The 24,974-nt window shown below is 33.4% G+C and carries 24 protein-coding genes; 11 read left to right on the forward strand and 13 right to left on the reverse strand.

Going from position 1 to position 24,974, the window contains the following annotated elements; all coding sequences use genetic code 11:
* Positions 1-47 precede the first annotated feature (47 nt).
* The gene (locus tag ACW9JY_RS01035; protein WP_457283047.1) at positions 48-431 is read right to left on the reverse strand and encodes a Fur family transcriptional regulator; all 384 of its coding nucleotides are present in this window, start codon (positions 429-431) and stop codon (positions 48-50) included.
* 255 nt (positions 432-686) lie between these two features.
* Between ACW9JY_RS01035 and pfkA the strand changes: the two genes are divergently transcribed.
* The 6 genes from pfkA to ACW9JY_RS01065 all read left to right on the forward strand — a co-directional run bounded on the left by pfkA (position 687) and on the right by ACW9JY_RS01065 (position 7,372).
* Positions 687-1,655 carry a 6-phosphofructokinase gene (gene pfkA / locus ACW9JY_RS01040; protein ID WP_103076882.1) on the forward strand — a complete coding sequence of 323 codons (969 nt, stop codon included), beginning with the start codon at positions 687-689 and terminating at the stop codon, positions 1,653-1,655.
* Between the two features lie 106 nt (positions 1,656-1,761).
* Positions 1,762-3,198, forward strand: coding sequence for a pyruvate kinase (pyk, locus tag ACW9JY_RS01045; RefSeq protein ID WP_457283048.1), 1,437 nt, complete (start codon positions 1,762-1,764; stop codon positions 3,196-3,198).
* Positions 3,199-3,242: 44 nt separating this feature from the next.
* Positions 3,243-4,655, forward strand: coding sequence for an ATP-dependent protease ATPase subunit HslU (hslU, locus tag ACW9JY_RS01050; RefSeq protein ID WP_457283049.1), 1,413 nt, complete (start codon positions 3,243-3,245; stop codon positions 4,653-4,655).
* A gap of 60 nt (positions 4,656-4,715) precedes the next feature.
* Positions 4,716-5,150 carry an NAD(P)-binding protein gene (locus ACW9JY_RS01055; RefSeq protein ID WP_103076884.1) on the forward strand — a complete coding sequence of 145 codons (435 nt, stop codon included), beginning with the start codon at positions 4,716-4,718 and terminating at the stop codon, positions 5,148-5,150.
* Positions 5,143-5,823, forward strand: coding sequence for a potassium channel family protein (locus tag ACW9JY_RS01060; protein WP_457283050.1), 681 nt, complete (start codon positions 5,143-5,145; stop codon positions 5,821-5,823). The genes ACW9JY_RS01055 and ACW9JY_RS01060 overlap by 8 nt, the downstream gene beginning before the upstream one ends.
* Positions 5,824-5,827: 4 nt before the next feature.
* Positions 5,828-7,372, forward strand: a complete 1,545-nt coding sequence (locus ACW9JY_RS01065; protein WP_457283051.1) for a TrkH family potassium uptake protein — start codon at positions 5,828-5,830, stop codon at positions 7,370-7,372.
* A 102-nt stretch (positions 7,373-7,474) separates the two neighbouring features.
* Here ACW9JY_RS01065 and ACW9JY_RS01070 read toward each other — a convergent pair whose 3' ends face one another.
* The 11 genes from ACW9JY_RS01070 to ACW9JY_RS01120 all read right to left on the reverse strand — a co-directional run bounded on the left by ACW9JY_RS01070 (position 7,475) and on the right by ACW9JY_RS01120 (position 17,832).
* A complete protein-coding gene (locus tag ACW9JY_RS01070) occupies positions 7,475-8,305 on the reverse strand; it encodes a carbohydrate ABC transporter permease (RefSeq protein WP_103076887.1) in 831 nt (276 codons plus the stop codon).
* Positions 8,305-9,228: a carbohydrate ABC transporter permease gene (locus ACW9JY_RS01075; RefSeq protein WP_103076888.1), complete on the reverse strand. Its 924-nt coding sequence runs from the start codon at positions 9,226-9,228 to the stop codon at positions 8,305-8,307. The genes ACW9JY_RS01070 and ACW9JY_RS01075 overlap by 1 nt, the downstream gene beginning before the upstream one ends.
* An 80-nt stretch (positions 9,229-9,308) precedes the next feature.
* The gene (locus tag ACW9JY_RS01080) at positions 9,309-10,556 is read right to left on the reverse strand and encodes an extracellular solute-binding protein (RefSeq protein WP_103076889.1); all 1,248 of its coding nucleotides are present in this window, start codon (positions 10,554-10,556) and stop codon (positions 9,309-9,311) included.
* 60 nt (positions 10,557-10,616) lie between these two features.
* Positions 10,617-11,783 carry an ROK family transcriptional regulator gene (locus ACW9JY_RS01085; RefSeq protein ID WP_103076890.1) on the reverse strand — a complete coding sequence of 389 codons (1,167 nt, stop codon included), beginning with the start codon at positions 11,781-11,783 and terminating at the stop codon, positions 10,617-10,619.
* A gap of 325 nt (positions 11,784-12,108) precedes the next feature.
* Entirely contained in the window at positions 12,109-13,080 is a 972-nt protein-coding gene (locus ACW9JY_RS01090; RefSeq protein WP_103076891.1) for a sensor histidine kinase, read from the reverse strand.
* Between the two features lie 2 nt (positions 13,081-13,082).
* Positions 13,083-13,775 (reverse strand): response regulator transcription factor, encoded by a 693-nt coding sequence (locus ACW9JY_RS01095; RefSeq protein ID WP_103076892.1) that lies wholly within the window; start codon positions 13,773-13,775, stop codon positions 13,083-13,085.
* Positions 13,776-13,789: 14 nt separating this feature from the next.
* Entirely contained in the window at positions 13,790-14,452 is a 663-nt protein-coding gene (phoU, locus tag ACW9JY_RS01100; RefSeq protein ID WP_103076893.1) for a phosphate signaling complex protein PhoU, read from the reverse strand.
* Positions 14,453-14,509: 57 nt separating this feature from the next.
* On the reverse strand, positions 14,510-15,277 hold the full coding sequence (gene pstB / locus ACW9JY_RS01105) for a phosphate ABC transporter ATP-binding protein PstB (protein ID WP_103076894.1): 768 nt from the start codon (positions 15,275-15,277) through the stop codon (positions 14,510-14,512).
* Entirely contained in the window at positions 15,274-16,113 is an 840-nt protein-coding gene (gene pstA / locus ACW9JY_RS01110; protein ID WP_169925132.1) for a phosphate ABC transporter permease PstA, read from the reverse strand. The genes pstB and pstA overlap by 4 nt, the downstream gene beginning before the upstream one ends.
* A gap of 5 nt (positions 16,114-16,118) precedes the next feature.
* Positions 16,119-16,937 (reverse strand): PstC family ABC transporter permease, encoded by an 819-nt coding sequence (locus ACW9JY_RS01115; protein WP_457283147.1) that lies wholly within the window; start codon positions 16,935-16,937, stop codon positions 16,119-16,121.
* Between the two features lie 70 nt (positions 16,938-17,007).
* Positions 17,008-17,832 (reverse strand): phosphate ABC transporter substrate-binding protein PstS family protein, encoded by an 825-nt coding sequence (locus ACW9JY_RS01120; protein WP_103076897.1) that lies wholly within the window; start codon positions 17,830-17,832, stop codon positions 17,008-17,010.
* Positions 17,833-18,103: 271 nt separating this feature from the next.
* Here ACW9JY_RS01120 and ACW9JY_RS01125 point away from each other — a divergent pair, with 271 nt between their 5' ends.
* The 3 genes from ACW9JY_RS01125 to ACW9JY_RS01135 are packed head-to-tail and all read left to right on the forward strand — an operon-like array spanning position 18,104 to position 20,927.
* A complete protein-coding gene (locus tag ACW9JY_RS01125; protein ID WP_457283052.1) occupies positions 18,104-20,242 on the forward strand; it encodes a RelA/SpoT family protein in 2,139 nt (712 codons plus the stop codon).
* A 1-nt stretch (position 20,243) separates the two neighbouring features.
* On the forward strand, positions 20,244-20,696 hold the full coding sequence (gene dtd, locus ACW9JY_RS01130) for a D-aminoacyl-tRNA deacylase (protein ID WP_103076899.1): 453 nt from the start codon (positions 20,244-20,246) through the stop codon (positions 20,694-20,696).
* Between the two features lie 33 nt (positions 20,697-20,729).
* Complete coding sequence (locus tag ACW9JY_RS01135; protein WP_103076900.1) at positions 20,730-20,927, forward strand: hypothetical protein; 198 nt, start codon at positions 20,730-20,732, stop codon at positions 20,925-20,927.
* Here the strand turns inward: ACW9JY_RS01135 and ACW9JY_RS01140 are convergent.
* Positions 20,914-21,996 (reverse strand): HD domain-containing protein, encoded by a 1,083-nt coding sequence (locus ACW9JY_RS01140; protein WP_457283053.1) that lies wholly within the window; start codon positions 21,994-21,996, stop codon positions 20,914-20,916. The genes ACW9JY_RS01135 and ACW9JY_RS01140 overlap by 14 nt on opposite strands.
* A 299-nt stretch (positions 21,997-22,295) precedes the next feature.
* Here ACW9JY_RS01140 and dxr point away from each other — a divergent pair, with 299 nt between their 5' ends.
* Positions 22,296-23,453, forward strand: coding sequence for a 1-deoxy-D-xylulose-5-phosphate reductoisomerase (gene dxr, locus ACW9JY_RS01145; protein ID WP_457283054.1), 1,158 nt, complete (start codon positions 22,296-22,298; stop codon positions 23,451-23,453).
* Positions 23,450-24,973 carry a site-2 protease family protein gene (locus ACW9JY_RS01150; RefSeq protein ID WP_457283055.1) on the forward strand — a complete coding sequence of 508 codons (1,524 nt, stop codon included), beginning with the start codon at positions 23,450-23,452 and terminating at the stop codon, positions 24,971-24,973. Before dxr ends, ACW9JY_RS01150 begins: the two co-directional genes overlap by 4 nt.
* The last annotated feature ends 1 nt before the right edge of the window (position 24,974 follow it).

Below are 24,974 nucleotides of genomic sequence, written 5' to 3' on the forward strand. Positions count from 1 at the left end.
AAAATCACTATCTTTATTGCCCTTGGTAAACTTAATTTAACTCCAGCTTAATTACCCACTATTTTCGTGATAGAACCTTCCTTTTCATCTAAGAAATTTAGTTTATCTAACTCAATATCCTGCACTTTTCCACAATTTTTGCAAATAAAATGAGCATGAGGGGTGATGTTAGAATCGTAATGGATTTTATTTTCAATTAAAATTTCTTTTACTAGTCCAGCGCTTTCAAATAATTTTACAATGTTATACACTGAAGTAAAAGAAATCTGAGTTTCATTACTTTTTACTAACTTTTGATGCAATTCATCAACTGATGGATGTTCGTCAGAGTTAAAAAGCTCAAAGGCCACTTTAAATCTATTTGGAGTAACTTTGATTTTTTTATCTTTTAATATTTTAATTATTCTGTTTTTATCATACTTAATTTCCAACTCTACCACCTTAGTTTAAAGATTCTATTTTTTAATTATAACACAAGATTTTAAAGAAATATATGAATTATAGTGAAATTAACAATAGTGTCAAAAAACAAGTGATATAATAAAAAGGTAGTTTAAAGGGTTGGGAGCGAAGGGTAATGACCTCATATCCTAAGGGGTGCGGAGAGGGGCGAAGGGGCACTAAAGCAAGTTTTAGAATTTCTAAAGGAAGTATAAATAATAAAAGTTTTTTTTAGGAGGGATATAGTGAGTGAGGTAAAAAGAATTGGTTTAATTACCAGTGGTGGAGATGCCCCCGGAATGAACGCTGTTATTAGGGCTGTTACCAGAAGCGCAGTTGTGGAAAATATTGAAGTGTATGGGTTTTTGAGAGGATTCGCTGGAATATTGGATAAAGATTATAAAAAATTTACATATGCAGATGTTGGTGGAATAATGGAAAGAGGGGGAACCGTCTTAAGGACCGCAAGGGTACCAGAATTTAAAGTTCCCGAGGTTAGAAAAAAAGCTGCGGACATATTGAAAGACTTAGGTATAGATGTGTTGGTTATAATTGGAGGAAATGGGAGTCTTACCGGGGGAAAGTTGCTATCAGAAGAACAAGGGATATCTGTCATAGGTGTACCAGCTTCTATAGATAACGATATCGCTTATACAGATATGAGTATTGGTGTTGACACCTGTCTTAACACAGTGGTTGATGCCATGCAAAAGCTAAAAGATACCGCATCTTCCCACGAAAGAGCATTTATTGTTGAAGTTATGGGGAGAACATCTGGATACATAGCGTTGATGTCAGGTCTTGCTATAGGTGCGGAAGCCATAATAATACCAGAAGTTCCCACGGATTACGATGCTTTAGCAGAAAAAATGTGGGATGAAAGAAAAAGGGGTAAGATTAATTCAATAGTCGTTGTTGCGGAAGGATCTGCCAGCGCTTATACAGTTGCCAGACATTTAGAAAATAGAATTGGTTTCGAAACGCGTATAACAATTTTAGGTCATATTCAAAGAGGGGGTTCCCCCACGGCATTCGATAGAATTTTGGCTTCAAGAATGGGAAACGAAGTAGTAAAAGCAATTAAAGACGGAGATTTTGACGTGATGGTGGGCTTGAGTAAAAATGCTTTAATTAGAACACCTCTTGAAAAAGTACTTTCAGAAAATAATACTTTGGATATGGAGATTGTGAAGTTGGCGGGGGTTTTATCATAGGGTATTCAAGGGGTAAACCCCTTGAAAATTCCTAAGGCATGGAATCTAAAAAAGATGTAATTTGGGAAGAAACACCCAAAGTTCCGCATTTTTTAGGAGGATGGTTATGAACGAAAAAATAGAAAATAAAAAGACGAGAATCGTTTGTACAATTGGTCCAGCTACAGAAGATGAAACAATGATTAAAAAATTAATAAACGCTGGAATGAATGTAGCCAGATTGAATACTTCTCACGATACCATTGTTGATCATGGGAAAAGGGTAAATCTAATAAAGAAGATACGAAAAGAGATGAATATACCTTTTGCTATTTTACTTGATTTAGAAGGTCCTAAGATTCGAACGGGTAGATTTGAGACAGATGAAGTAGTCTTGGAAGAAGATCAAAAATTTATTTTGACAACCGAGGAGATCGTTGGCAATAAAGAAAAGGTGAGTATAAATTATAAAGAATTACCTAAAGAAGTTAAAAAAGGAGATTTTATTCTTCTTGATGATGGAAAGATTCGACTTGTAGTCATTAGCAGCAATGAAAAAGAGATTGTAACAAAGGTTGTAACCGGTGGCGCTATCACCCACAGAAGAGGGATAAACGTTCCTGGAATAGATATCAGCCTACCACCTTTAACAGAAAAAGATATGGAGTATCTGAACAAGGCTGTACAGTGGAACGTAGATTATATTGCTCAATCTTTTGTTAGGAAAGCTGAAGATATCGCTCGAACGAGGAGAATTTTAACCGAATTGGGCATGCCCGATCTCCCTATAATTGCTAAAATTGAGACATTACAAGCTCTAGACAACCTTGAATCGATCATAGAAGAAGCTGATGGAGTGATGGTTGCAAGAGGAGATTTGGGTGTTGAAGCACCTGTCGAGCAAATACCTTTGCTTCAAAAGAGAATTATAGAGATTGCAAACACAATGGCCAAGCCCGCTATAACTGCAACTCAAATGCTTGAAAGTATGGTTAATAATCCGTTCCCTACAAGAGCAGAGGCGACTGATATTGCTAATGCTATATTAGATGGAACGGATGCAGTTATGTTGTCTGAAGAAACATCGATTGGGAAATACCCTGAGCAAGCCGTCAAAGTTATGTCCAATGTGGCAAAGGAAACTGAAAAAATGTTAGAAGAGTACTATTACAAATTCGATTATTCAACATATGGAGGAGGAGATCCTGCTACCAATTCGATAACAATGTCCGCAATAAAAATTGCTGAGCAACTGGGTATCGAAGTTATCGTTGCAACAACTTATAGCGGTTATACGGCAAGAGCTCTTTCCAGATTCAGAAGAAATATGAAAATAGTTGCTGCATCCCCAAGGATAACTACTTATCATCGATTGGCGTTGGTATGGGGAGTCACTCCTGTTATTATGCAAAAGTTTACTGACACGGATAATATGTTGGAGAGCGTTAGCAACATCGTAAAATCTCTAGATTTTGCTGTATCAGGAGAAAATATCATAGTAACGGCTGGAATTCCCTATGGTTTCTCTAGTAAAACTAATCTTTTAAAGGTTCATGAGGTATGATATAATTGATGTATTGGTAAAAATTTATTTTTGAGGTGATTTTTATGAATAGAGCAGATGAATTAACTCCTAAAAAAGTTGTAGAAAAATTGGATAATTATATAATCGGTCAGAAGGAAGCAAAGAAACAGGTTGCTATTGCTTTGAGAAACAGGATTAGACGATTGGCGCTACAAGAAGATGTCAGAAAAGATGTAATACCAAAAAATATTCTGATGATAGGATCTACCGGTGTTGGAAAGACTGAGATTGCTAGAAGGTTAGCAGAAGTTGCTAATGCGCCATTTGTGAAGGTGGAAGCTACAAGGTTTACCGAAGTTGGATATGTTGGGAAGAATGTGGAAAGTATGGTTAGAGAATTGGTTGATTCGTCAGTTAACATGGTAAAGAAGGAAATGATGGAAGAAGTTAGAGATAAAGCTCAAAGGCTTGTAGAAGAAAGAATAGTAGAAGCACTTGTGCCTTCAAAGAAAAAAACAAAGGCTCAACCTTCATTTATGGACATGATGCAACTTTTCAATCAAAGTGCTGAATATTCTCAAAATAAGGGATATGATGAAAAGGAAGACGAAAATATTCGAAGAAGAAGAGAGGAATTGTTAGAAAAGTTAAGAAATGGTGAATTAGAAGATGTTGAGATAGAAATAGAAGTCGAAGAACAATCCACCCCAATGTTTGCTGGATTAGGACCTGAACTAGAAGATATGGGTATACAGTTTGGGGAGATGTTTCAAAATCTTATGCCCAAAAAGAAAAAAAGAAGACGAATGAAGATTTCTGAAGCGAGAAAGGTTTTGGAACCTATTGAATCTGAAAAGTTAATCGATCAAGATAAATTGATACAGGAAGGAATAAATAGAGCCGAAAATAGTGGCATAATTTTTATTGATGAAATCGATAAGGTTACATCCATGGGAGGGTCCGCGTCGGGGCCAGATGTATCTAGAGAAGGTGTTCAGAGAGATTTGTTACCGATAGTCGAAGGGACAACTGTTGTAACAAAGTATGGTTCCATTAGTACTGATTATATATTGTTTATAGCTGCTGGTGCGTTTAGTGAGGCTAAACCTTCGGATCTAATTCCTGAGCTTCAAGGTAGATTCCCAATTAGAGCAGAATTATCAGATTTGACAAAGGAAGACTTTATTAGAATACTTACCCAGCCAAAAAATGCAATACTGAAACAGTATCAGTACTTACTTCAAACCGATGGGGTGAAAATTGAGTTCACTGAAGATGGCGTTGAAAGAATGGCAGATATTGCCTTTGAGCTTAATGAAAAAGTTGAAAATATTGGAGCAAGAAGACTTTATACCGTAGTTGAAAAAGTTCTTGAAGAGGTTTCTTTTGAAGCACCTGCATCAGGAGAGTGGGAATTGAAAATAGATAGCAATTATGTAGACCTACGGTTGGGTAAGGTATATGGTGATGAAGATCTCAGAGAATATATTCTTTGATGGACAGTATTGAGCTAATAAATTGTATATTTCAATAATATTTTTCGGAAGTGAGGACATATGCGATTAAATGGTTCCAAACTTATAATCATAATAGGTTGTGGAAGGTTGGGTTCCGAGTTAGCTTTGAAATTAAGTAAATCTTACAATGTAGTAGTTCTTGATAAAGAAGAATCGTCTTTTGAAAGATTATCTAAAAGGAATTTTACAGGTTTCACAAGAGTTATTGATACAAGCGATATGGCTGCATTAAAAGATGTGAATATCGAAAAAGCTCACATGGTTTATATTGTAACCCCCGATGACAATTTAAATTTTATGCTGGCCTATGGGATTAAAAAGTTGAATTCGGGAGTGAGAATAGCCGCAAGGGTGAATGATCCTTTAAAAAAATCAATTTTTATAAAGGCGGGATTGAATTTATTTTGCCCTATTGAAGATTCCGTGATGGATTTGGTTGAGGAATTGGAAAAGGAAGTAGTTAAATATGAATAGAATTTTTTATATCATAGAGGGAAAGATATTAGCCTATTCTTTAGCCAAAAAATTACTCTTATTGGGTAATCAAGTTTACTATGTCAGCAAAAATAACGAAAATCTGGAGATTTTAGATGGATTGAAGGTAAATTTTCCTGCTCTTGAACTTGTTAAGCAAGATCCTACCGATATCAAATGGATAGAAAATTTAGATCTAAACAAAAAAGTAGAAGCCTTAATAATAATCTCTGAGGATGATGCATTGAATTTTGTTGTATCTTGGTTGTTGAGAGAATATTATGAAGATATAAAGATAATCTCTTTAGTCAATGCAACAGAAAACGAAACTATTTTTAAGGGAATAAATGTCGAAACACTTGTTCCAATTTCTTGGATGCAAAAAATAATAGAATCTTCTTTGATTCATGAAGATATTACTGATTTCTTTAACCCCTATGTGGACAAGTTATCTATTTTGGAACTTACTATACTTGAAGATGATAAAGCTGTAAATAAAAAACTGAAGGAATTAAAAATACCTGAGAATTCAATAATCGGAGTATTGATAAGAGAAGACGGAGATATAATGGTTCCTCAAGGTGAAACAATCATTTATAAGGGGGATAGGTTGATCGTTTTGGCGCTAAAAGAACAAGTGGACGAAGTGAAAGAAACGTTAAAATCGAGGTGATCTAGTGCCTTCTTACAAATATTTTTTAAAATTAAGGTATAAAACAATTTTTCGAAATACCGGAAATATTATAATAGGTCTTTCTGTCTTAATATTTATAGTGGGTTCTACTGCTCTTATTTATGATTCTTTCAAAAATTTTCTACCATTTTTGATTACAGGGATATTATCCTTTCTTACCGGGGAAATATTTAGGTATATTGGAAGAGGAGAAAAAAGAAAAGAATTAAATACACAGGACGCTGTCGTCACGGTTTTTTTTGTTTGGACGGTAGCAATTTTTCTATCTTCTTTTCCTTTTGTTTTTTCCGGAGAATTAAATTTTTCACAGGCGGTATTTGAATCGACAAGTGGATGGACAACGACAGGGCTTACGATGTTTTTTGATGTGGAAGTACTACCCCGTTCTATCTTAATATGGAGATCGGTGATGCAATTTATTGGTGGGGCTGGTTTTGCTATAATTACTGTAATCATTGCTGGTACCATGGGGGTTGGTATATATCAAGCAGAAGGAAGAAGTGACAATTTAGTTCCAAATTTGAGAGAATCGGCTAGGATAATTCTTAGAATATATTTAAGTTGGGCGGTTATAGGGGTTTTGCTTTTGATTTTTGTAGGAAAACTTTCTTTTTTTGACGCCTTCAACCACACATTAACAGGATTAGCTACAGGAGGATTTTCCACAAAAAATTTTAGCATTGGTTCTTTTGGTAGCTTGAAGGTAGAAATAATTATCATGTTGCTAATGATTATGGGCGGAACCGGGTTTGGAGTCCATTATGCTGGTATATTAATGATTAGAAATTTTATTAGAAATCGCAGAGACTATCGGTCAAAAAAAATTTCATTACTTGAATTAAGAGAAAAAATCAAATCTGAGCCTTTTTTAAAAAACCCTGAAATTAAGACCATGTTCATAATTTTAGTTATTTCCTTTTTGCTGCTTTTTGCCTTTACAACGGTTGAAATGTACGGAGTTGGAGATGGTTTAGTTCATTCCGCGTTTCAGAGTATCTCTGCTTTAACAGGCACTGGCTTTTCAACAGTAGCTTTTTCACACTGGAATTATTTCGGATTGTTAATTGTGACAATATTGATGATCTTAGGTGGAATGATGGATTCCACATCAGGCGGTTTAAAACTATTCCGGGTTTATATCGCTTTCAAATTGATAATTAACCAGATCAAAGAATTTTTTAAACCCTCTGGAACCACTTTTTACATAGAAGTATATAAAGGGGTATCAAGAAAGAAAATTGATCTAAACTCAATAAAAAATGTTTTAGTGGTTTTTACAATGTATTTTATTACCTATTTTATTGGTGTTTTTATATTGTTGGCTTATGGGTATCCACTTCATAATGCTTTATTTGAGTATGCTTCAACTTTATCTGCTGTTGGACTTTCTACAGGTATTACTTCGAGTCAAGCTCCCGTAGGAGTGATTTGGACGCAAACATTAGGAATGTACTTAGGACGTTTGGAATTTTTCGTCATTATAAATGCAGTTATAAAATTGTTTAAAGATTTGAAAGATATTATTTAAAAAAAATAATCTTTAATACTTGAACGACCCTTTGTTTTTCATACTAAAAAACAAATTTAGGAAAGTAAAAAAACCCGCCATCGATAATTAGGCGGGTTTATATTATCCTTTAACAGAACCGGCAAGTAAACCTCTAACAAAATACCTTCCCAATATGATGTAGACAATGAGTGTGGGAAGGGCAGCTATTAAAGCTCCTGCCATTTGAACGTTCCATTGAACGACTTGACTGCCAGCTAAATTAACTAAAGCTACCGTTATTGGTTGTTTCGTTGGATCACTGGTTATCGTTACTGCAAACAAAAACTCGTTCCATATGTTAGTGAACTGCCATATTATAACGACTACAAAGCCGGGGATGGATATAGGTAAAAGAATCTTTGTATAGGTTTGCCATATGTTTGCACCATCCACAGCTGATGCTTCCACTAATTCGTTTGGTATTTCCTCATAGTAATTTTTAAACATTAAGGTGGTAATCGGTATTCCATATATAACATGTGTTATTATCAAAGCCGGTATCGTCCCATATAAACCTATTGCTTGAAAGAACTGTATAAGTGGAAATAACACGCTCTGATAAGGTATGAACATCCCAAATAGTATGAGGGCAAAAACAGTATTTGAATATTTGAACCTTAATTTTGAAAGAGCAAAACCATTTATTGAACCAATTATTGCAGATATTAGAGTAGCCGGTATCGTAAGGTAAAAACTGTTTTTTAGATTTGGTCCTAATCTCGCAAATGCCTCTTTGAATCCCTCAAAAGATATTTTACTTGGAAGTTTCCACATGTTTGATATAGAAACTTCTTCAAAAGGTTTAAATGACGTGCTTAGAGTAACATAAAAAGGCAGAACATAAAATATTGTGAATAAAGCCAGTATAATATAATAAATTGTAAGGGAAGTTTTATTTGATTTTTCTGCCATTATTTTTCCCCCCTAAATGAGCTGTAAAGATAAGGAACAATAACCGCTGCTACCATTATTAGCATTATGATTGCAATGGCTGATGCGATAGCGTATCTGTTTGATCTGAACATCTGTTCAAACATATAGACAGCAGGCATATCAGTAACGTTGTTAGGTCCACTTCCAGTCATAGCGTATATTAAATCGAATATCTTCAGAGACATGTGTCCTATTACTATCATTGCACTAAGCGTTATTGGTCTTAGCATAGGCATCTTTATTCTCCAGAACAATTGAATACCTGTTGCTCCGTCTACTTGTGCTGCTTCTATCATTTCTTCAGGTATCGCTCTAAGCCCAGCTAAATACATCGCCATTACGTATCCTGACATCTGCCAAGTAGCTGCTATTACCACAGGTATCAACGCTAGATTGAATTTTCCTATCGATTGAGTACTCGTGTACCACATCCATTGTAAGTTCGTCCATCCAAGGTTTTCAAGTAATAAATTGATTCCTTGTGGTGAGGTTGGTATGTTTCCAGGTGCGAATATCCAACCCCAAACCGTACCTGTTACAACAAAAGAAATCGCCATTGGGAATAAAAACAAATTTTGAAAAAAACTCGATCCCTTCAATTGCTTGTCTATAATATTGGCTAAAAATATACCGAGTATTATGCATCCTGCAAGAAAAAATAGGGTAAAAAATAATGTATTCCATAAATCTGTTTGAAATCTGGGGTCCATGAACAACCTTTGATAATTTCTAAATCCTACAAATTTGTATTCTCCACTCAATAATGAGGAGAAACTATTCCAGTTGGAGGTCGATGTTCTTATCGTTAGAAAAATGAAATAGTAAACAAATATCCCTATGAAAGCTAAAGATGGTAGGATTATAAAAAATCCTGCTCTTGCCTTTTTCTTTTGAACCGACATACATATCTCTCCTTATCGATTGGATAGGGTATATCGAAAATCTCGGCCCTTACTGGGCCGAGATTAAGTTATTTTAGGTGTTAATCTGTGAGTAGATTTACATCTTCAGCAGCCCATAATATCATTTGTTTTGCTTGGTTAACGTTTTTAGTAGTTACTAAGTTGTTAACGGCATCGTTGAATGACGTGACGAACGCTTCAGGTGCTGCAGAACCGTGAACGATAGATGGTGAAATGATGAGGGTTCTGAAATCCTCTGCTGTTTCTATCAAGTATGGATCGTTTCCTGGATCTGCGTCAATTCTTGCTGGGATAGAACCTTTAATTGGATTAAACACTGATTGAGCCCTTGTAGAAGCCAAGTATTCCAAAAAGATGAGTGCATTTTCTCTATGTGGGGCATTCTTTGGTAACCCGAAGGTATCGGATACTAATACGAACACAGCTTGTGTGCCAGGTAACTCGAACCATCCAAAGTCTTCTCCTGGCGTCCAACCTAAGGTTTTGAAGTATCCTTCTGCCCAGTCACCCATTAAATTGAAAACGGCTTTGTCTTCATATAACAATCTTGCAGCATCTTGCCATGCTAAAGCTGCATGATCTACGTTAACGTAATCCATAAGTTGTACCATTTTTTCTAAAGAACTGTCAAGCCTTTCATCGTTGAACGATAGTTCGCCGTTAAATAAGGCGTTGTAATTTTTAGCTCCAAATTCAGCTACCATAAGATTCTCAACAAGTTGGCCTGCAGGCCATTTGTTTTTATCTCCTAAAGCAAGTGGAGTGTAACCAGCGGCTTTTACTTTTTCTAATGCGTTTATGAATTCATTCCATGTCTCGGGTTCTTTAGTCAAACCTATTTCGTTAAATAACTTCTTGTTGTAGAACACAACGTTGCTTCTATGGACCGTCAGAGGAATGGAATAAACTTCACCTTGATAACTTACTATATCTATTAGACCTTCTGGAAATTTGTCGTATACTCCCCACGCTTTTAGATAGTCTGTTAAAGGTTCCATGAGTCCTGGTATTACGTATGTATCTGTTAATTCCCAACCAGCGTGTACTTGGAATGTATCGGGTGGGTTTCCACCAAGCATTCTTGTTTTTAATACTGCTTTGGCGTTTGTCCCAGCACCTCCGGCAACCGTTGCGTTGATTACTTCAATATCTGGATATAACTCGTTGAAATCTTCAAGAGTTGCTAGCAAAGCTTCTTCTTCTCCTCCACCTGTCCACCAACTGAATATTTCTACTTGCCCACTTTGGGCGAAAATCATGGTGAAACTTAATACACTTAGAAGTACTATACCTACTAACTTTCTCATACTACGCTACCTCCTTTTTGAGAATTCACAATATCTTTGGAAACTCCAAAACTTTCTTTTTCATTTTTGGTTGTTATAAGAGATGCTTTTCTCTTTGTTTAGCAAAAACTGATAGGGAGAAGATACTATGTGTTCGATTGCAATTGAGGCTGCTCCTGACAAAATAGCATCTTCTTTCTTTGAAGCAACTAAAATTTGTGGGATTTCATCGGAAAAGGTATATTGATCGACTATTTTTTTTATTTCTTTAATTACAGAGTTTCCTGCTTTTAAAATTCTTCCACCTACAATTACCGCTTCTGGGTCAATCGTATTTACAAGGTTCACTATTCCTAAGGCTAAAAATTTGCTGATTTCTTCCAAAGCCTTTTTAGTTTCGTCAGACTTTTTTGCTTCATTTAAAATTATCTCCAATGGTAAGTTAAATTCATCGGCCAACCTTGATAAACCTCCAAAACTTTCCAAAGGAATTAAATCTCCAGTTATGACTGTGTGACCTATTTCACCGGCGGAATTAAAAGTTCCTGGATATAATTTTCCGTTTATAATAATTCCTGCGCCAATTCCCGAATCTCCAACAACAAATACATAATTGTTAAATTTTTTTCCATGTCCAAACCACTTTTCACCTAAAACAGCACCGTTTGCATCATTTTCTAGCCATATTGTTTTTTCATAGTGTTCTTCTAACTGTTCAACGAGGGGGTAATCTTTGAGTAATGGAAAAGGATGAACTGATCGTAAAATTCTTTTTTGACTATCTATCAGCCCAGGCATAGCAATACCAATACCCTTAATTTTGTTGAAATCTACTCTGGAGTTATTGATCAATTCATCAATTATTAAAATTAGGTTTTTTAAAACATCAGTCGGTCTTCCATATGAATTTATTTCTTTTTCAATACTCTTAATTTTTTTGCCCTTAAAATTAAATATTCCTGTACGTACTATATTTACCCCAAATTCAATGCCTATAACATAAAAAGCGTTTTCTTTGATTTTTATTAGTTTTCGCTTTCTTCCTAATTTACCATCAACGGTACCAACTTCTTCTACTAAATCCTTGGACATTAATTCGTTTACAATATTTGTTATAGTAGCGTTAGTTAGACCCGTTATTTCTGATATTTCTGATCTTGTGCTTGTTCCTTTAGAATTCAATAATTCTAAAACTACTGTCCTATTACGTTCTTTAACTAATTCAATATTGTATGTTTTATTTGCCATCAGTAAACCCCTTTGTATTTTATTTCTACTCTACTTTCAATTTAAATACTTTTTATTAAAAATGTCAAGTCTAATTATGGCTGATTATAGTTAATTATCAGCATTTAAAAGCGATTATTTGAGAATATCTAAAGAAATCATACTTTTTTTATTTAAAAAAATTTTATCTATATATTTATAGTATAATACTTGAACGAAGTTGTTGTTTTTCATATAAAAACATCAAGAAATACTATTCAGATAACAATAATATAAGGTTTAAACTTTAAAAAATGTGAATTAACAAATTCTTTGAAGATATTTGTGTGGAAATTAGGAGGGAAAGTTACTTGTAGAAAAAGACTTTAAAGGTAGTACCAACCATCCATTTTGATTCAAATTCTATTTTGTAATTTGCTAGTTCGCATAAATATTTAACTACCGCTAGGCCTAAGCCTGATCCTTTGGCGTAATTATTTGCTTCAGCACCACGATAGAATCTTTCAAAAATTCTTTTTTGTTCTTCTTCTCTTATACCTATACCTTCATCTTTTATTATGAGTTGGTCGCTTAGGAAATCGATGTATATGTCAGAATTTTCGTAAGAATATTTAATTGCATTGGAGAGCAAATTTCTAAAGATAGTGTACAATACAAACTTGTCACTTTTAATGGATTGAATTTGACAATTGAAGTGTAGCTTTACGGATTTTTCTTGTATTTTTTCATAAAGATCTTTTACTATTTCGTTGTATAGGGTAGTTGTATTTATCAATTCTTTTTTTAATTCATATTCTCCGAATTCTGCTTTTGAAAGAAGGGTTAATTGAGAAATAATATTTTCTATTCTGTCGAGAGATTCTTCGATTTTAGTAAGTTGTTTGGTAAATTGATTGTCTTTCATAAAGTCTTTGAGTATTTGAGTATTTCCTTTAGCTATGGTGAGAGGTGTTCTGAGTTCGTGGGATACTGAGGTTATGAAATCTTCTTTTACTTTTTTTAATAATTCAAATTCAGTTTTATCTTGCAATATCAAGAGTTGATATTCTTTTTTAAAGGTGAGCTTGCAAAACTTACTGTATCCTGCAAAGAAGTATATATTTGTTTCTATTTCGAAGTCTTCGTTATTCAAGATATGCTTTGCAAGTTGATCGATTTCATTGAAACTTATGGTGTTCAATAATTCTTTATTTTTCACAAAACCCCAAGCTTTGGCAGTTGCATTTACATTAAGAATATTTGTTTTATTTTCTAATTGCAATACAGCATCTTCTAAAGAATCAAATATGTTAAAGTCAAATGAATTAGTATTTTTCATCTTTATTTCTCACCGTTGTTATCTACCGTATAAGCGTTTTTGTTAAATTTGTATCCTACGTTTCTAATAGTTTTAATCCAATTTTTTCCTATTTTTGATCTGATCATGCTTATATGTACATCTATCACCCTATCTGTAATAAATTCGTCTCCAAACCAAATTTTATCTATAATCTCTTCTCTTGTGTAGACTTTTTCTGAATTTCTAGCTAATAGATCGAGTATTTCGAACTCTTTTGAAGTCAATTCAATATTTTTACCTTTATAAGTTACTAAATAATTGCTTGAGTATATTTCCATGGGTCCAAAAACCATTTTACTTTCAGATTTTTTGAGTCTTTTTAATAAAGCTCTAACCCTTGCTGTAACTTCTCTAGGATTGAAAGGCTTTGTAATATAATCGTCTGCCCCTGATTCAATTCCTAAGATTTTTTCTCCATCTGTATTTTTTGCAGAAATTATTATTATACCTATTTCTTTGTTCAAAGCTCGAATTTTTGGTAACTCATCAACGGCGTTGCCATCAGGCAACATCAAATCTAGTAAGATTATATCAATGTTTGATTCTTTGTTCAAAACATTTCTCATTTGTGATAAAGTACCAGCTTCTAAGATTTCTAAGTCTTCTAATCGAAGATAAGTTTTTAATATATCTCGTATATCTTCATCGTCTTCAACAATTAAAACTTTTGGCATGAGAAAACCTCCATTTACAGATAGTCTTCGATTTCTTTGCCCGTTTCTATATAAACTATTTCTTCACAAAGATTTGTGGCATGATCAGCGATTCTTTCAATATCTCTTGCCAATAACACATAGGGAATAACAAGTTCTTTGTTAAAAGTTTCATCTTGTAATTTTTTCACAGCAATTTGTCTAAGTTGGTTTTCTAGCTCGTCTACTTCATCGTCTCTTTTCCATATTTTTACAGCTTCTTCGATACTTCTCTCTCCGAATGCTTTATAGGAGTCTTTTATCATCTCTAGGGATATACCGAACATTTTTTTAATTTCTTTAGTATTTACTATATCCTTCAGATCAATATGCGCATAGATTTTAGTTTTTTCGGCAATATTGCAGGAAAGATCACCTATTCTTTCAAGATTGTTTGCGAATTTTATCATTGTTACTGCGTATCGTAGTTCTTTGGCTAAAGGACGAAATCTTGCTACGATTTGATAGACTGACTCTTCAATTTGGCGGTTTAAATCATCAATTTGATCATCTGCTTTTAAGACTTTTTCAGCTAATTCAAGGTTTTTATCTTCTAAAGCTTTAATAGAATTTTCAAAGGATCTTAAAACGACAGTTAAAAGCTTAGATATTTCACTTGTTAATCGTGTCATTTCAGTTTCAAAATGTGTGTAATCCATCTATTCCACTCCCCATTTTCTTGTATAATTTCTATTGTTTTTTTAACTATTCAATTTTTAGCTAATTCTACCATTTAAATAATCTTCTGTCAATTGTTCTTTGGGACTTTTTATAATGTCTTCTGTTTTTCCGGATTCGATTAGTTCTCCTTGAAACATAAAGTACATATAATCTGAAATTCTTATAGCTTGGGCTAGGTTATGAGTTACAATAATTATAGTATAATTTTCTGATAGGTGTTCAATTAAATTCTCAATTTTTTGTGTTGCTATAGGATCTAGAGCGGATGTAGGTTCATCTAATAGAATTATTTCGGGATCAATGGCGATAGCCCTAGCAATACACAAACGTTGTTGTTGTCCACCAGAAAGTGAGCTTGCTGGTTTGTCGAGATCGTCTTTTACTTCGTCCCATAAGGCTGCTCTTTTTAATGCCGTTTCAATGATTTCATCCATTTTTCTGCCGTTTCTTGCTGTATGTAATTTTATACCGAAGGCAATGTTTTCATAAATAGACATGGGAAAAGGTACAGGTTTTTGAAAAACCATTCCTATTTTTTTTCGCAACAATGATAAATCAATATTATTTTCGTATATATTTTTCCCCTCAAATATTATTTCTCCACTTGTTCTATAACCAGGAATTTCATCGTTGATTCTATTTATACTTCTCAACAACGTGGATTTTCCACAACCCGAAGGTCCTATTATGGCACTGACTTTTTTCTTTTTAATTTCCATATTTATGTCTTTTAAAGCTTGTTTTTGATCGTACCAACCGTTAAAATTTTTTATTTCTATTGTGATTTCTTTTTCTACACTCAACTTTTTTGTTTTCCTCCTCTTATTTTAAATGCTATCGAATATATGACTAAAATAAGTATTATTAAGAATGCGGATGTTGCTTTCGCCATCCATTGTGCATTTTCTCCATATGCCATGGTTATAAAATATATGTGAGTTGGAAGAGTCATAACAGGATCGAGTAGAGAGTTTGGTAACTGAGTTGAATAAAAGACTGCACCAGTCAATAAGACAGGGGCGGTTTCTCCAATAACCCTTCCAGCGCCAATTAATATTGCGGTTATTATTCTGGTTTTTGCTGCTGGAAATAGTATTTTGTAAATAGTTTCCGTTTTTTTTGCTCCTAAAGCATAGGCTGATTCCCTTAATTCTCTTGGTAGAGATGCAAGGGCTTCTTTTACTGATGAGGATATTACAGGTAAAGTCATTATAGCTAAAGTTAAACTTCCACTTAGAAGCGATGTTCCAAATCCAAGAGTTATTGAGAAAAGAGCTAATCCAAATAGTCCGTAGACAACCGAAGGAACACCAGATAAAGAGGTAACGGATATGTCAATTATTCTTCCTAATCTTGATTTTGATCCATATTCTGAAAGGAAGGTACCAGTGAGAACTCCTATTGGAATAGAAAATAATAAGATGAAAAATATCATCAACAGACTTCCCAATATGGCTGGTCCTATCCCACCGGCTGTCATTCCTTGACTGGGATATTCTACAAAAAAAGAAGGAGTAAAATATCTAGCACCATCTACTATAACTATTACAATTATTGACAATATTATACCAAAGGCAATATAACTGATGATTCTAAAGATTAATGATATAATAGAATCTATCCCTGTTTGTTTTTTCATCTTTTTCAACTCCTCGTTACTCTTCTAGATATCATTGTTAGAATAAAAGATATCGTTAACAAAATTAAACCCGCAACGAATAAAGCAGAGTAATGAATACTTCCAATAGGCACTTCTCCCATCTCGCTTGCTATAGCAGCGGTTAAAGGCCTAACTGGATCCCATATTGATTTGGGAATTATGGCAGCTCCGCCAGCAACCATTAATACAACAATAGTTTCCCCTATAATTCTATTTATTGTTAGAATTATTGAATTTAAAATTCCTGATAGTGCCGCTTTGCTTACTATTCTAAATCCGGCGATGAACCTGCTTGCTCCCAATGCTAAAGCACTTTCCTTTAGACTGATATCAACTGATGATAATGCTTCCTGCATGAGAGATGCGGCGTATGGTAGTGATAAAATAGATAGCCCAATTGCTGCTAATAGCAGATTACCTGTGGACCAAGCCCCAAAATTCATTAAGATAGGTGAAATATAAATGAATAAGAAAGACCCTATAATAACAGTTGGGATTCCAGATAGCAAATCTATTGCTGATTTTATAATTCTTTGTTCAGTGCTTGTGGCATAATCATACAAGAAAAATGCAATTATATACCCTATGGGTATAACTATAATAGAAGCGAAACCAGTTAAGATAAAAGAACCAGCAATCATTGCTAACATGCCATATTCTGGTGGATCATATGTTGGATACCAATACTTACTTGTAAAAATTTCAGCCCCAACTTCTGTCAGGGCTGGAATAGCATCTCTGATGATAAAAATGAATAGACCAATTAATGCTAAGATTCCCACCATTGCGACAACTGTGATTATACTTTGATTTACGATATTTTTTAAATCTCGTCTATTCACAAATAAAACACTCCTTTTAAAAGATAATCTTTTAAAATCCGTATGCTGCTACATATCCTGCTTGTTCAACTAATTCTTGACCTCGTTTTGATAACCCAAATGTCAAATATTGTTTAACTGGTCCAGTTTGAGGATAACCATTTGTTGCATCGATAAACATATACAATGGTCTTGAAATTGGATAAACAGAATTTAAAATATTCAGTTTTGTTGGTTGTACACCTTCGACTGATAAAACCTTTACGTCTTCAGTCACATAACCTACGCCTGTATAAGCTATGGCATATAAGTTCTGAGCAACCGCTTGTACTTCTGCGTGGGTTGATTCTAACATCTGAACTGTTGGTGCCATTCTTTTACCCTCTAAAACTTTTTCTACGAATGTTTCGTAAGTCCCTGAGGCTGTATTTCTTGAATATACAACAATTCTTTGGTTTGGTAAATTTGGGTCCAATTGGTTCCATCTAGTGATATCGCCAGAGTAAATACTTGCCAATTCTTCTATGGTGATATTGTCTATTCCAAGATTAGGATTAACTATAACGGCTATTCCATCGTATCCTAAAACAACGGGAATGAAATACTTACCTTCTTCATGCATCTGCTCTAATTCCGATTCTTTAAGCCATCTGCTTGAGTTTGCTATGTCTGTTGTTCCGTTGAATAAAGCTGCGATACCAGTTGAAGAACCCGCACCTTCCAAAGTAATTGTTAGATCGGGATACATATCTTTTAACTCTTCAATCCAAAGTTGAGCTACTGGAAAGATCGTGTTTGAACCTTTTAGAACGAGTGTTTCTGCAAAACTGAAAAGAGCTATACCTACTAAAACTAACGTTAATAATACTTTCTTCACAATATTTCCCTCCTTAATTTAAATTTTCGATGTAATTATAACAATCTTTTTTTTGGATAAAATCAAGTGATGTTAAGAAATATTAAGGAGGTACTCTTATTCATATTTAATCATACTTGATGGATCTAAAAAATAAAATTGTTATTACATTTTCATAAATTTTTTAGACTTTAATCTTTTCAAAATTTCAAAAATTTGTGCTATAATTTAATTGTACCGTCTTTATAAGAAACAAGTGATTTTATTAAGAAGCGTTAAGAGGTGTCTGATTATGTTGATTGAATCGAAAAGTTATGAGAAAGAGGTTGAAAAACTATTAAATCTTAGGCTTACCAAGAGAGAAAAAGAATTAATAAGAGCAGCTTATGATTTGGCGGAAACTGCTCATAGCGGTCAATTTAGAGATTCTGGTGAGGAATTTTTTGAGCATCCAAAAAGCGTTGGACTGATACTTGCTAGTTTAAAAATGGATGTAGATACTATCATAGCAGGTCTTTTGCACGATGTAGTTGAAGATTGTGGAGTGTCAATAGATAAAATAAAAGATCTTTTTGGGGTCGATGTTGCTAATATAGTTTCAGGTGTCACGAAGATCAGTAATTTAAAGCTCAACGAACGACTGAACGAAAATGACATGAAATCTTTAGAAAAAGTTGAAACTATAAGAAAGATGCTTTTTGCTATGTCTGAAGATATAAGAGTCATAATCGTTAAATTAGCTGATAGATTACATAATATGAGAACTTTACAATTCGTCGACAGAAAAAAACAGATAGCTAAATCTGATGAAACTTTAAAAATATATGCCCCTATTGCCCATAGATTGGGTATTTATAAGATGAAGGAAGAGTTAGAAGATTTATCTTTTCGGTATTTGTATCCAGAGACATATTTTGATTTAAAGGCAAAAATTGAAGAAAAAATAAGGCTTGGACAAAATCGATTGAACGAATACGCGCAGATTATTAAACAAGAGCTAGATAATCAGAAAATAAAAGCAACCGTTGAAGGACGCTCTAAACATTTATATAGTATTTGGGATAAGATGATTCGAAAAGGAAAAACTTTAGATGAAATATATGACTATATTGCTCTTAGAATAATTACTGAGGATCAGAATAAATGTTACGCTGCTTTGGGAATAATTCATTCTATTTGGTCCCCTATTCCAGGAAGAATAAAAGATTATATTGCAACACCTAAATTCAATGGTTATAAATCACTGCATACAACTGTGATAACACATAAAGGAGATCCATTAGAAATACAAATTCGAGATTGGAAAATGCATGAAGAAGCCGAATACGGTTTAGCTGCTCATTGGGTTTATAAAGAGGGTGTTAGTCCGGAAAAATTAAAATTTCTTAATGATTTGATGGAGTTACATAAATATATAGCCCAAAATGCTTTTGAATTAAAAGACATCGAAACAAACCTTCTTTCAAAAGAAATTTTTGTATTTACACCCAAAGGAGAAATAATTCATTTACCCAGAGGAGCAACACCTATTGATTTTGCTTTTGCTATTCATACTGAGGTTGGTAATCATTTTTCAGGAGCAAAAGTCAATGGTAAATTAGTTCCCATTTCATACAAATTGCAGACGGGTGATATAGTAGAGATACTGATCAATAGGAATTTTCAAGGACCTAGCATTGATTGGTTAAAATATGCTCATTCTCCTAAGACTATATCGAAGATAAAAAAATATTACCGACAAAAAAATGAAGTCGAGTTAATTGAAAAAGGTAAGGACAAGTTTAGAGAGCTGTCGAAAAAACTTAATTTTTCTATGGATGAAATCCTTGAGAAATTAAAAGAAATAGGATTTTACATTAAATATAACATAAAAAGTGATGATGAATTTTTTATTAAACTATCGTTAGAAGATATTAGTATTAATACTATTAGAAATATTTTTACCCTAAACGAAAAAGAAGAAGAAACAATCCCTACCGTCGAAAAATCTATTTCAAATAGAAAAGGAATTTCCGTTCTTGTTGATGGTGAAGAAGGTGTTGAGAGCTATTTCGCAAAATGTTGTATGCCTGTTCCGGGAGATGAAATTATAGGTGTGATAACTCGAAGAGGAATTGGTATACATAGAAAAGATTGTAAAAATATTCAAGATATTGATGAAAGTAAAAAGGTAACTGCTGAGTGGAACGAATACAATCAAAACAAATTTTCTACCGTATTAATGATTGATGTAGAGAGCAAAAATGTTTTAAATAACGTTAGAAATGTTATAAATAATGAAGGTGGACATATAGAAAAGTTTGAAATGACAAATAATTCTAATTACCTTAACATTAGGATATATCTAGCCGTCCAGAATTTAAAACATCTGAGCCTTTTAAGTAATAAATTGAAAAATTCTAAGGGTGTTTATTCTGTTAGGAGGGTATAATTTGAGGGCTGTAGTTCAAAGAGTTGCACAAGCATCCGTAACTATTTCTGATAATATTGTTGCGCAAATAGAAAAAGGACTTCTGGTTTTCTTGGGTATTTCAAAGAGCGATCAAGAATCAGATATTAGCTGGATGGCTGATAAGATTGTAAATCTGAGAATTTTCGAAGACGAACAAAATAAAATGAATAAATCTTTATTAGATGTTATGGGTGATGTGCTTGTTGTTTCTCAATTTACTTTATTTGGTGACTGTAGAAAAGGGAGGAGGCCATCCTTCACTGATTCGGCAACTCCCGAGAAGGCTAAAGTTCTTTACGATGAGTTTCTTTCATACCTTAAAGAAAAATATCCTATAAACGTTCAACAAGGTGAGTTTCAAGCTCATATGAAAGTAAATATTATCAACGATGGTCCAGTGACTTTACTTTTAGATTCACAGAAACTATTTTGAATAAATAAAATATCATTTGATCGGAGGGATTTTATGAAAGAAATAGAAGTTACCGTTTTCGTCTATAACGAGGATCCATTTGAAGCCCACATTTCATCTGAAGGTGTTGAATCAGGAGTTAATCAATCTAATGTGCATAAAATATATTTAGGTTACGAAAAACCTCAAAAAGGTGTTGTTGTTAAATTCAAGCTACCTAACGGCGAAAAGAAATACGTTAGGGGTGAATAGATAACTCTATCTCTTTTATAATTTCACTAATATCAATTGGAGAGAAATGTAATATATCTTTTTTTATTGATTTAAATGTATTGATAAAATATTTATTTTGGTTTCCAGTACTTATTTCTAGGGAACATTCTATTAGTGCAGCTATTAAATCCGATGTTTTCACATATGCTCCATAATCATTTTCAAAAGGAGTATATATATATTTTTCAAGTTTTTTAACCTTTTCTTTCAATACTCTTTTATGAATGTACCAATCTTTAATGAAGTCTTTTTCTATCTCACCAATTATTTCTTCTAATCCACTTACTTTTCTTTTAGTGGGGCTTATCACATCACCTGTAAATGCTTCAGGCAAATCATGTAGTATTGAAGCAATCATAATATCGTAAATTTCTTTCATTTGTAAATTAGCTTTTAGAGCTAAAAGGTAAGAGATTAAAAAAACGAAAAAGGTATGTGAAGCTACAGAACTTTTGATATTTCTATGATTTTTGTTCCATCTTATCATAGTCACCAATCTTGTTGATATTTCTAATAACTCATTCGCTAATTCTTCTATCTCTTTTTTATCTTGTATATCCATTTTTTTTATTTTTGTTTGGTTTTTTATTTTAGGTTCAGTGTAATATTCGGGAAAGACTCTTTCGTTAATACTGGCTTCTTTTTGGGCGACAAGGAGGTTTATCATCCTTACTTTCTTTTCAGTTTCTTCATCAAAAGTATAATGAATTAATAGTTTTGAGCTAATATTGCTATCAAAATTTGATTCTACTTCTTTATAGGTTTTGTTAATTACTTCATCCCAAAGTTTTTTGCCTTTTTCTTCAATTTTGCTTTTGGTAGCCAATGATATGTCTGATAATACTATTTTAGGAATCGCTTCATATATTTTATTGTGCAATATTTTTACTAATTTTTCTTCTGATTCGTCAGAAAATACAAATAAACTTAAAAGGAGATTGTTGTATATGTTATCAGATTCGCTAAATCTTACAATTGCAGGATTGTTGTTCCATCTGTAGACTGTAAACAAATTAGAACTTTCTAAAAGAAAATTGCCAATGTTCATTAAATCACCTTCTTAATTGGTTCAATATTTTATTGTTTTTTAGAAACTCTAAAATCTACTTTAGCGTCCCTTCGCCCGTGCGTTAAGGGGTAAACCCCTTAAAAACCCCAAATTCAAGTTCAAAATTATTTAAAAACATGGTTTGCATACTACGGCAAAAAGATAAAAGAATTTTCATTCATAATGTTCAGATTTTGTATTTCTTAATTATTTTAACACATTTTTTAATTCATGATTATTTGAATTGATGGTATAATTTATGTGTATTTTTAACAGAAAAAAGAGAAAGGGGTTTGTATGTGAAAAGTATTTTCATAGCTGGCATTTCTGGATCAATTGGTCAACAAGCTTTAGAAGTGTTAAATAGTGAATGGTTTAAAGGTAATTTCAAGATAGTGGGGGGTTCCGTTTATAAAAATTGGGATAAATTGAAAGAAGCAATCAACAAATATAGTTTAATTAGTGCTGGAATAGTTGAAAATAATGAAAAAATTCCTAAAGATTATAATGGATGTAGAATTTTTACTGGTGTAGATGCTGTTGAAAGGAGCATGGAGTTTTGTAATCCTGATTATACTCTGATTGCAACTTCTGGTTTTTCTGGTGTTAAAAACACTTTAAAGGCTATCGATGTCTCTCAGCGGATATGTTTGGCAAATAAAGAATCGATTGTATGTGCTGGCAATTATATTTTGGATTATGCTAGTAATTTCAAAAAGGAGATAATTCCAGTTGATAGTGAACATAGTGCAATATTTCAACTTTTAATGGGAGAAAGTTCGACTCCAGAAAAGATTATATTAACGGCTAGCGGTGGTGCTTTAAGAGATTACCCTGTTGAAGCCCTTGAAAATGTTTCAGTGAAGGAAGTGTTGGACCATCCTGTTTGGTCCATGGGAAAAAGAATAACCGTTGATTCTGCATCGATGGTTAATAAGTCTCTCGAATTATTTGAAGCTTATTATTTATTTAAAATCAACAATATCGAGGTAGCTATCAATAGAAACAGTAGAATTCATTCTATGGTTCAATTTTCTGACGGGGTAATTAAGATGCATTATGGAGTAGCCGATATGAAAATTCCAATAGCTTTTTCGATTTCTTATCCGGAACGGAATTTCGTTTTTGAAAAACCTGATTTATTTTCAGAGAAGATACGCTTCGAAAGAGTAGATTTTGATAAGTATCCCTCTTTGAAATTAGCTTATAGCATTCTGGGGAATGCCCCTTTACAGAATGCATTTAATGCTGCCGATGAGATAGCAGTGGACAGTTTTTTAAATGGTTTAATTAAATTTGGAGATATTTATCGTGTTATATACAAGACGGTAAATGAGATGCAAATTCAGTTTTCATTTTCCAATAGCTTGAGTTTTAATAATTTTGATGATATACTTAAAGTGGATAAAATCAGTAGAGATATAGCGAAAAAATATATTATGGAGGTTACCGAATGACCGTTCTATTATCAATTATTTGGTTTTTGATTATCATATCCGTTATTGTGGTTGTGCATGAATTTGGGCATTTTATTTTTGCTAAAATTTTCAAGACGAGAGTGGATGAGTTTTCTATAGGTTTTGGCCCAGCATTATTCAAGATCCCAGGTAAAGAAACTACCTTTCGATTCAATATTGTTCCTTTGGGCGGCTATGTAAGATTAGCTGGTGAAGAGGTATTAGAAGAAGGTTATAAGGATACTGATCCTGCACTGTTTTACAATAAGAAACCTTTTCAGAAATTTTTGATAGCTTTTGCAGGTCCTTTGTTCTCTTTTCTTTTAGGTTATTTTCTTTTTGTAGGAATAGCAGGTGTCTACGGGTTCCCAGAGGTGATTGTTGAGAGAGTAGGAAAGGACAGCGTCGCCGCCCAAGCAGGTCTTGAACCTGGCGATATTATTAAAAAAGCAAATGGTGATTATGTATTTAATCCTTCGATTTTAGAATTGGGAATAGCCTCTGGGAAGCCATTAGAGTTAACTGTTATAAGAAACGGAGAGGAAGTTAATGTTACCTTGATTCCAGAACCTACCAATGATAGAGCAATTTTTACTTTATATGGTATTGAAAATCCCGGATCGATTAATCTGAAAAACAAAGAGATTGTTTCACTAAATGGAGAAGAAGATTTATATACGGTTATGAGTCGAATGGAAAATGGCGATCCAATAGAGATACAGTTAGAAGATGGAACTATTATTGAAGGTAAGTTATCTCAATATTCTTATTATCCACCCATGTATGAAACAGGTATCATTTACGCTACTTTCTCAAATGTTGTTGCAAATGGTAACAATGTTTTTCAAGAGGGAGATAGAATAGTTGAAATTAATGGTGTACCGATTACTAACGGTTCTGATTTGCAAAATGTAATTTATCAAATTCAGTTAAATGCAGGAGAATTAATGTTCGCTGTTTCTGGTAAAGAAATTATTAATGAGTATAAGCCTTTTAAAGATAATACTCTTGAGTTGTTAGTAGAAAGAAACGGACAAACAATTAATATTAATTTATCCAAAGAAGAATTTTTAGATTTTATAGTTCAACCGGGAGTTTTAGAGGCACCATATGAAAATTGGCACCCCAAAGGTATTGAGGCACTTACAGTCCCCATTCAATGGGCAAATAATTTGATTTCTTTAACTTTCAGATCTTTTGGGCAATTATTCACAGGCCAGCTGAGCGCTGATCAGCTAGCAGGTCCGGTTGGAGCAGCTGCCATAATAGGGCAGGCAGCGATGGTAGGGTTCGATGCTATTTTAAATTTAACCGCTTTGATAACTATCAGTTTAGGAGTTTTTAATTTGATTCCGATCCCCGGTTTAGATGGTGGCAGAATCGTTTTTTCTATTTACGAAATGATAACTAGAAAAAGGGTAAGTCCAAAAGTAGAGGCGATAGTGAATACAATAGGATTTTTATTCTTAATATTTTTGATGATCTTTGTCACTTATAACGATATAATGAGGTTTTTTTAAT

The organism is Petrotoga sp. DB-2, from assembly GCF_054051725.1.

Excerpts from the sequence above, each read along its gene's own strand:
- ACW9JY_RS01055 (WP_103076884.1), top strand. The coding sequence starts at position 4,716 with ATGCGATTAAATGGTTCCAAACTTATAATCATAATAGGTTGTGGAAGG.
- pstA (WP_169925132.1), bottom strand. The coding sequence starts at position 16,113 with ATGAAAAAACAAACAGGGATAGATTCTATTATATCATTAATCTTTAGA.
- hslU (WP_457283049.1), top strand. The coding sequence starts at position 3,243 with ATGAATAGAGCAGATGAATTAACTCCTAAAAAAGTTGTAGAAAAATTG.
- ACW9JY_RS01085 (WP_103076890.1), bottom strand. The coding sequence starts at position 11,783 with ATGGCAAATAAAACATACAATATTGAATTAGTTAAAGAACGTAATAGG.
- pyk (WP_457283048.1), top strand. The coding sequence starts at position 1,762 with ATGAACGAAAAAATAGAAAATAAAAAGACGAGAATCGTTTGTACAATT.
- ACW9JY_RS01125 (WP_457283052.1), top strand. The coding sequence starts at position 18,104 with ATGTTGATTGAATCGAAAAGTTATGAGAAAGAGGTTGAAAAACTATTA.
- phoU (WP_103076893.1), bottom strand. The coding sequence starts at position 14,452 with ATGGATTACACACATTTTGAAACTGAAATGACACGATTAACAAGTGAA.
- ACW9JY_RS01080 (WP_103076889.1), bottom strand. The coding sequence starts at position 10,556 with ATGAGAAAGTTAGTAGGTATAGTACTTCTAAGTGTATTAAGTTTCACC.
- ACW9JY_RS01075 (WP_103076888.1), bottom strand. The coding sequence starts at position 9,228 with ATGTCGGTTCAAAAGAAAAAGGCAAGAGCAGGATTTTTTATAATCCTA.
- ACW9JY_RS01150 (WP_457283055.1), top strand. The coding sequence starts at position 23,450 with ATGACCGTTCTATTATCAATTATTTGGTTTTTGATTATCATATCCGTT.
- ACW9JY_RS01140 (WP_457283053.1), bottom strand. The coding sequence starts at position 21,996 with ATGAACATTGGCAATTTTCTTTTAGAAAGTTCTAATTTGTTTACAGTC.
- ACW9JY_RS01060 (WP_457283050.1), top strand. The coding sequence starts at position 5,143 with ATGAATAGAATTTTTTATATCATAGAGGGAAAGATATTAGCCTATTCT.
- ACW9JY_RS01135 (WP_103076900.1), top strand. The coding sequence starts at position 20,730 with ATGAAAGAAATAGAAGTTACCGTTTTCGTCTATAACGAGGATCCATTT.
- ACW9JY_RS01095 (WP_103076892.1), bottom strand. The coding sequence starts at position 13,775 with ATGCCAAAAGTTTTAATTGTTGAAGACGATGAAGATATACGAGATATA.
- ACW9JY_RS01070 (WP_103076887.1), bottom strand. The coding sequence starts at position 8,305 with ATGGCAGAAAAATCAAATAAAACTTCCCTTACAATTTATTATATTATA.
- ACW9JY_RS01090 (WP_103076891.1), bottom strand. The coding sequence starts at position 13,080 with ATGAAAAATACTAATTCATTTGACTTTAACATATTTGATTCTTTAGAA.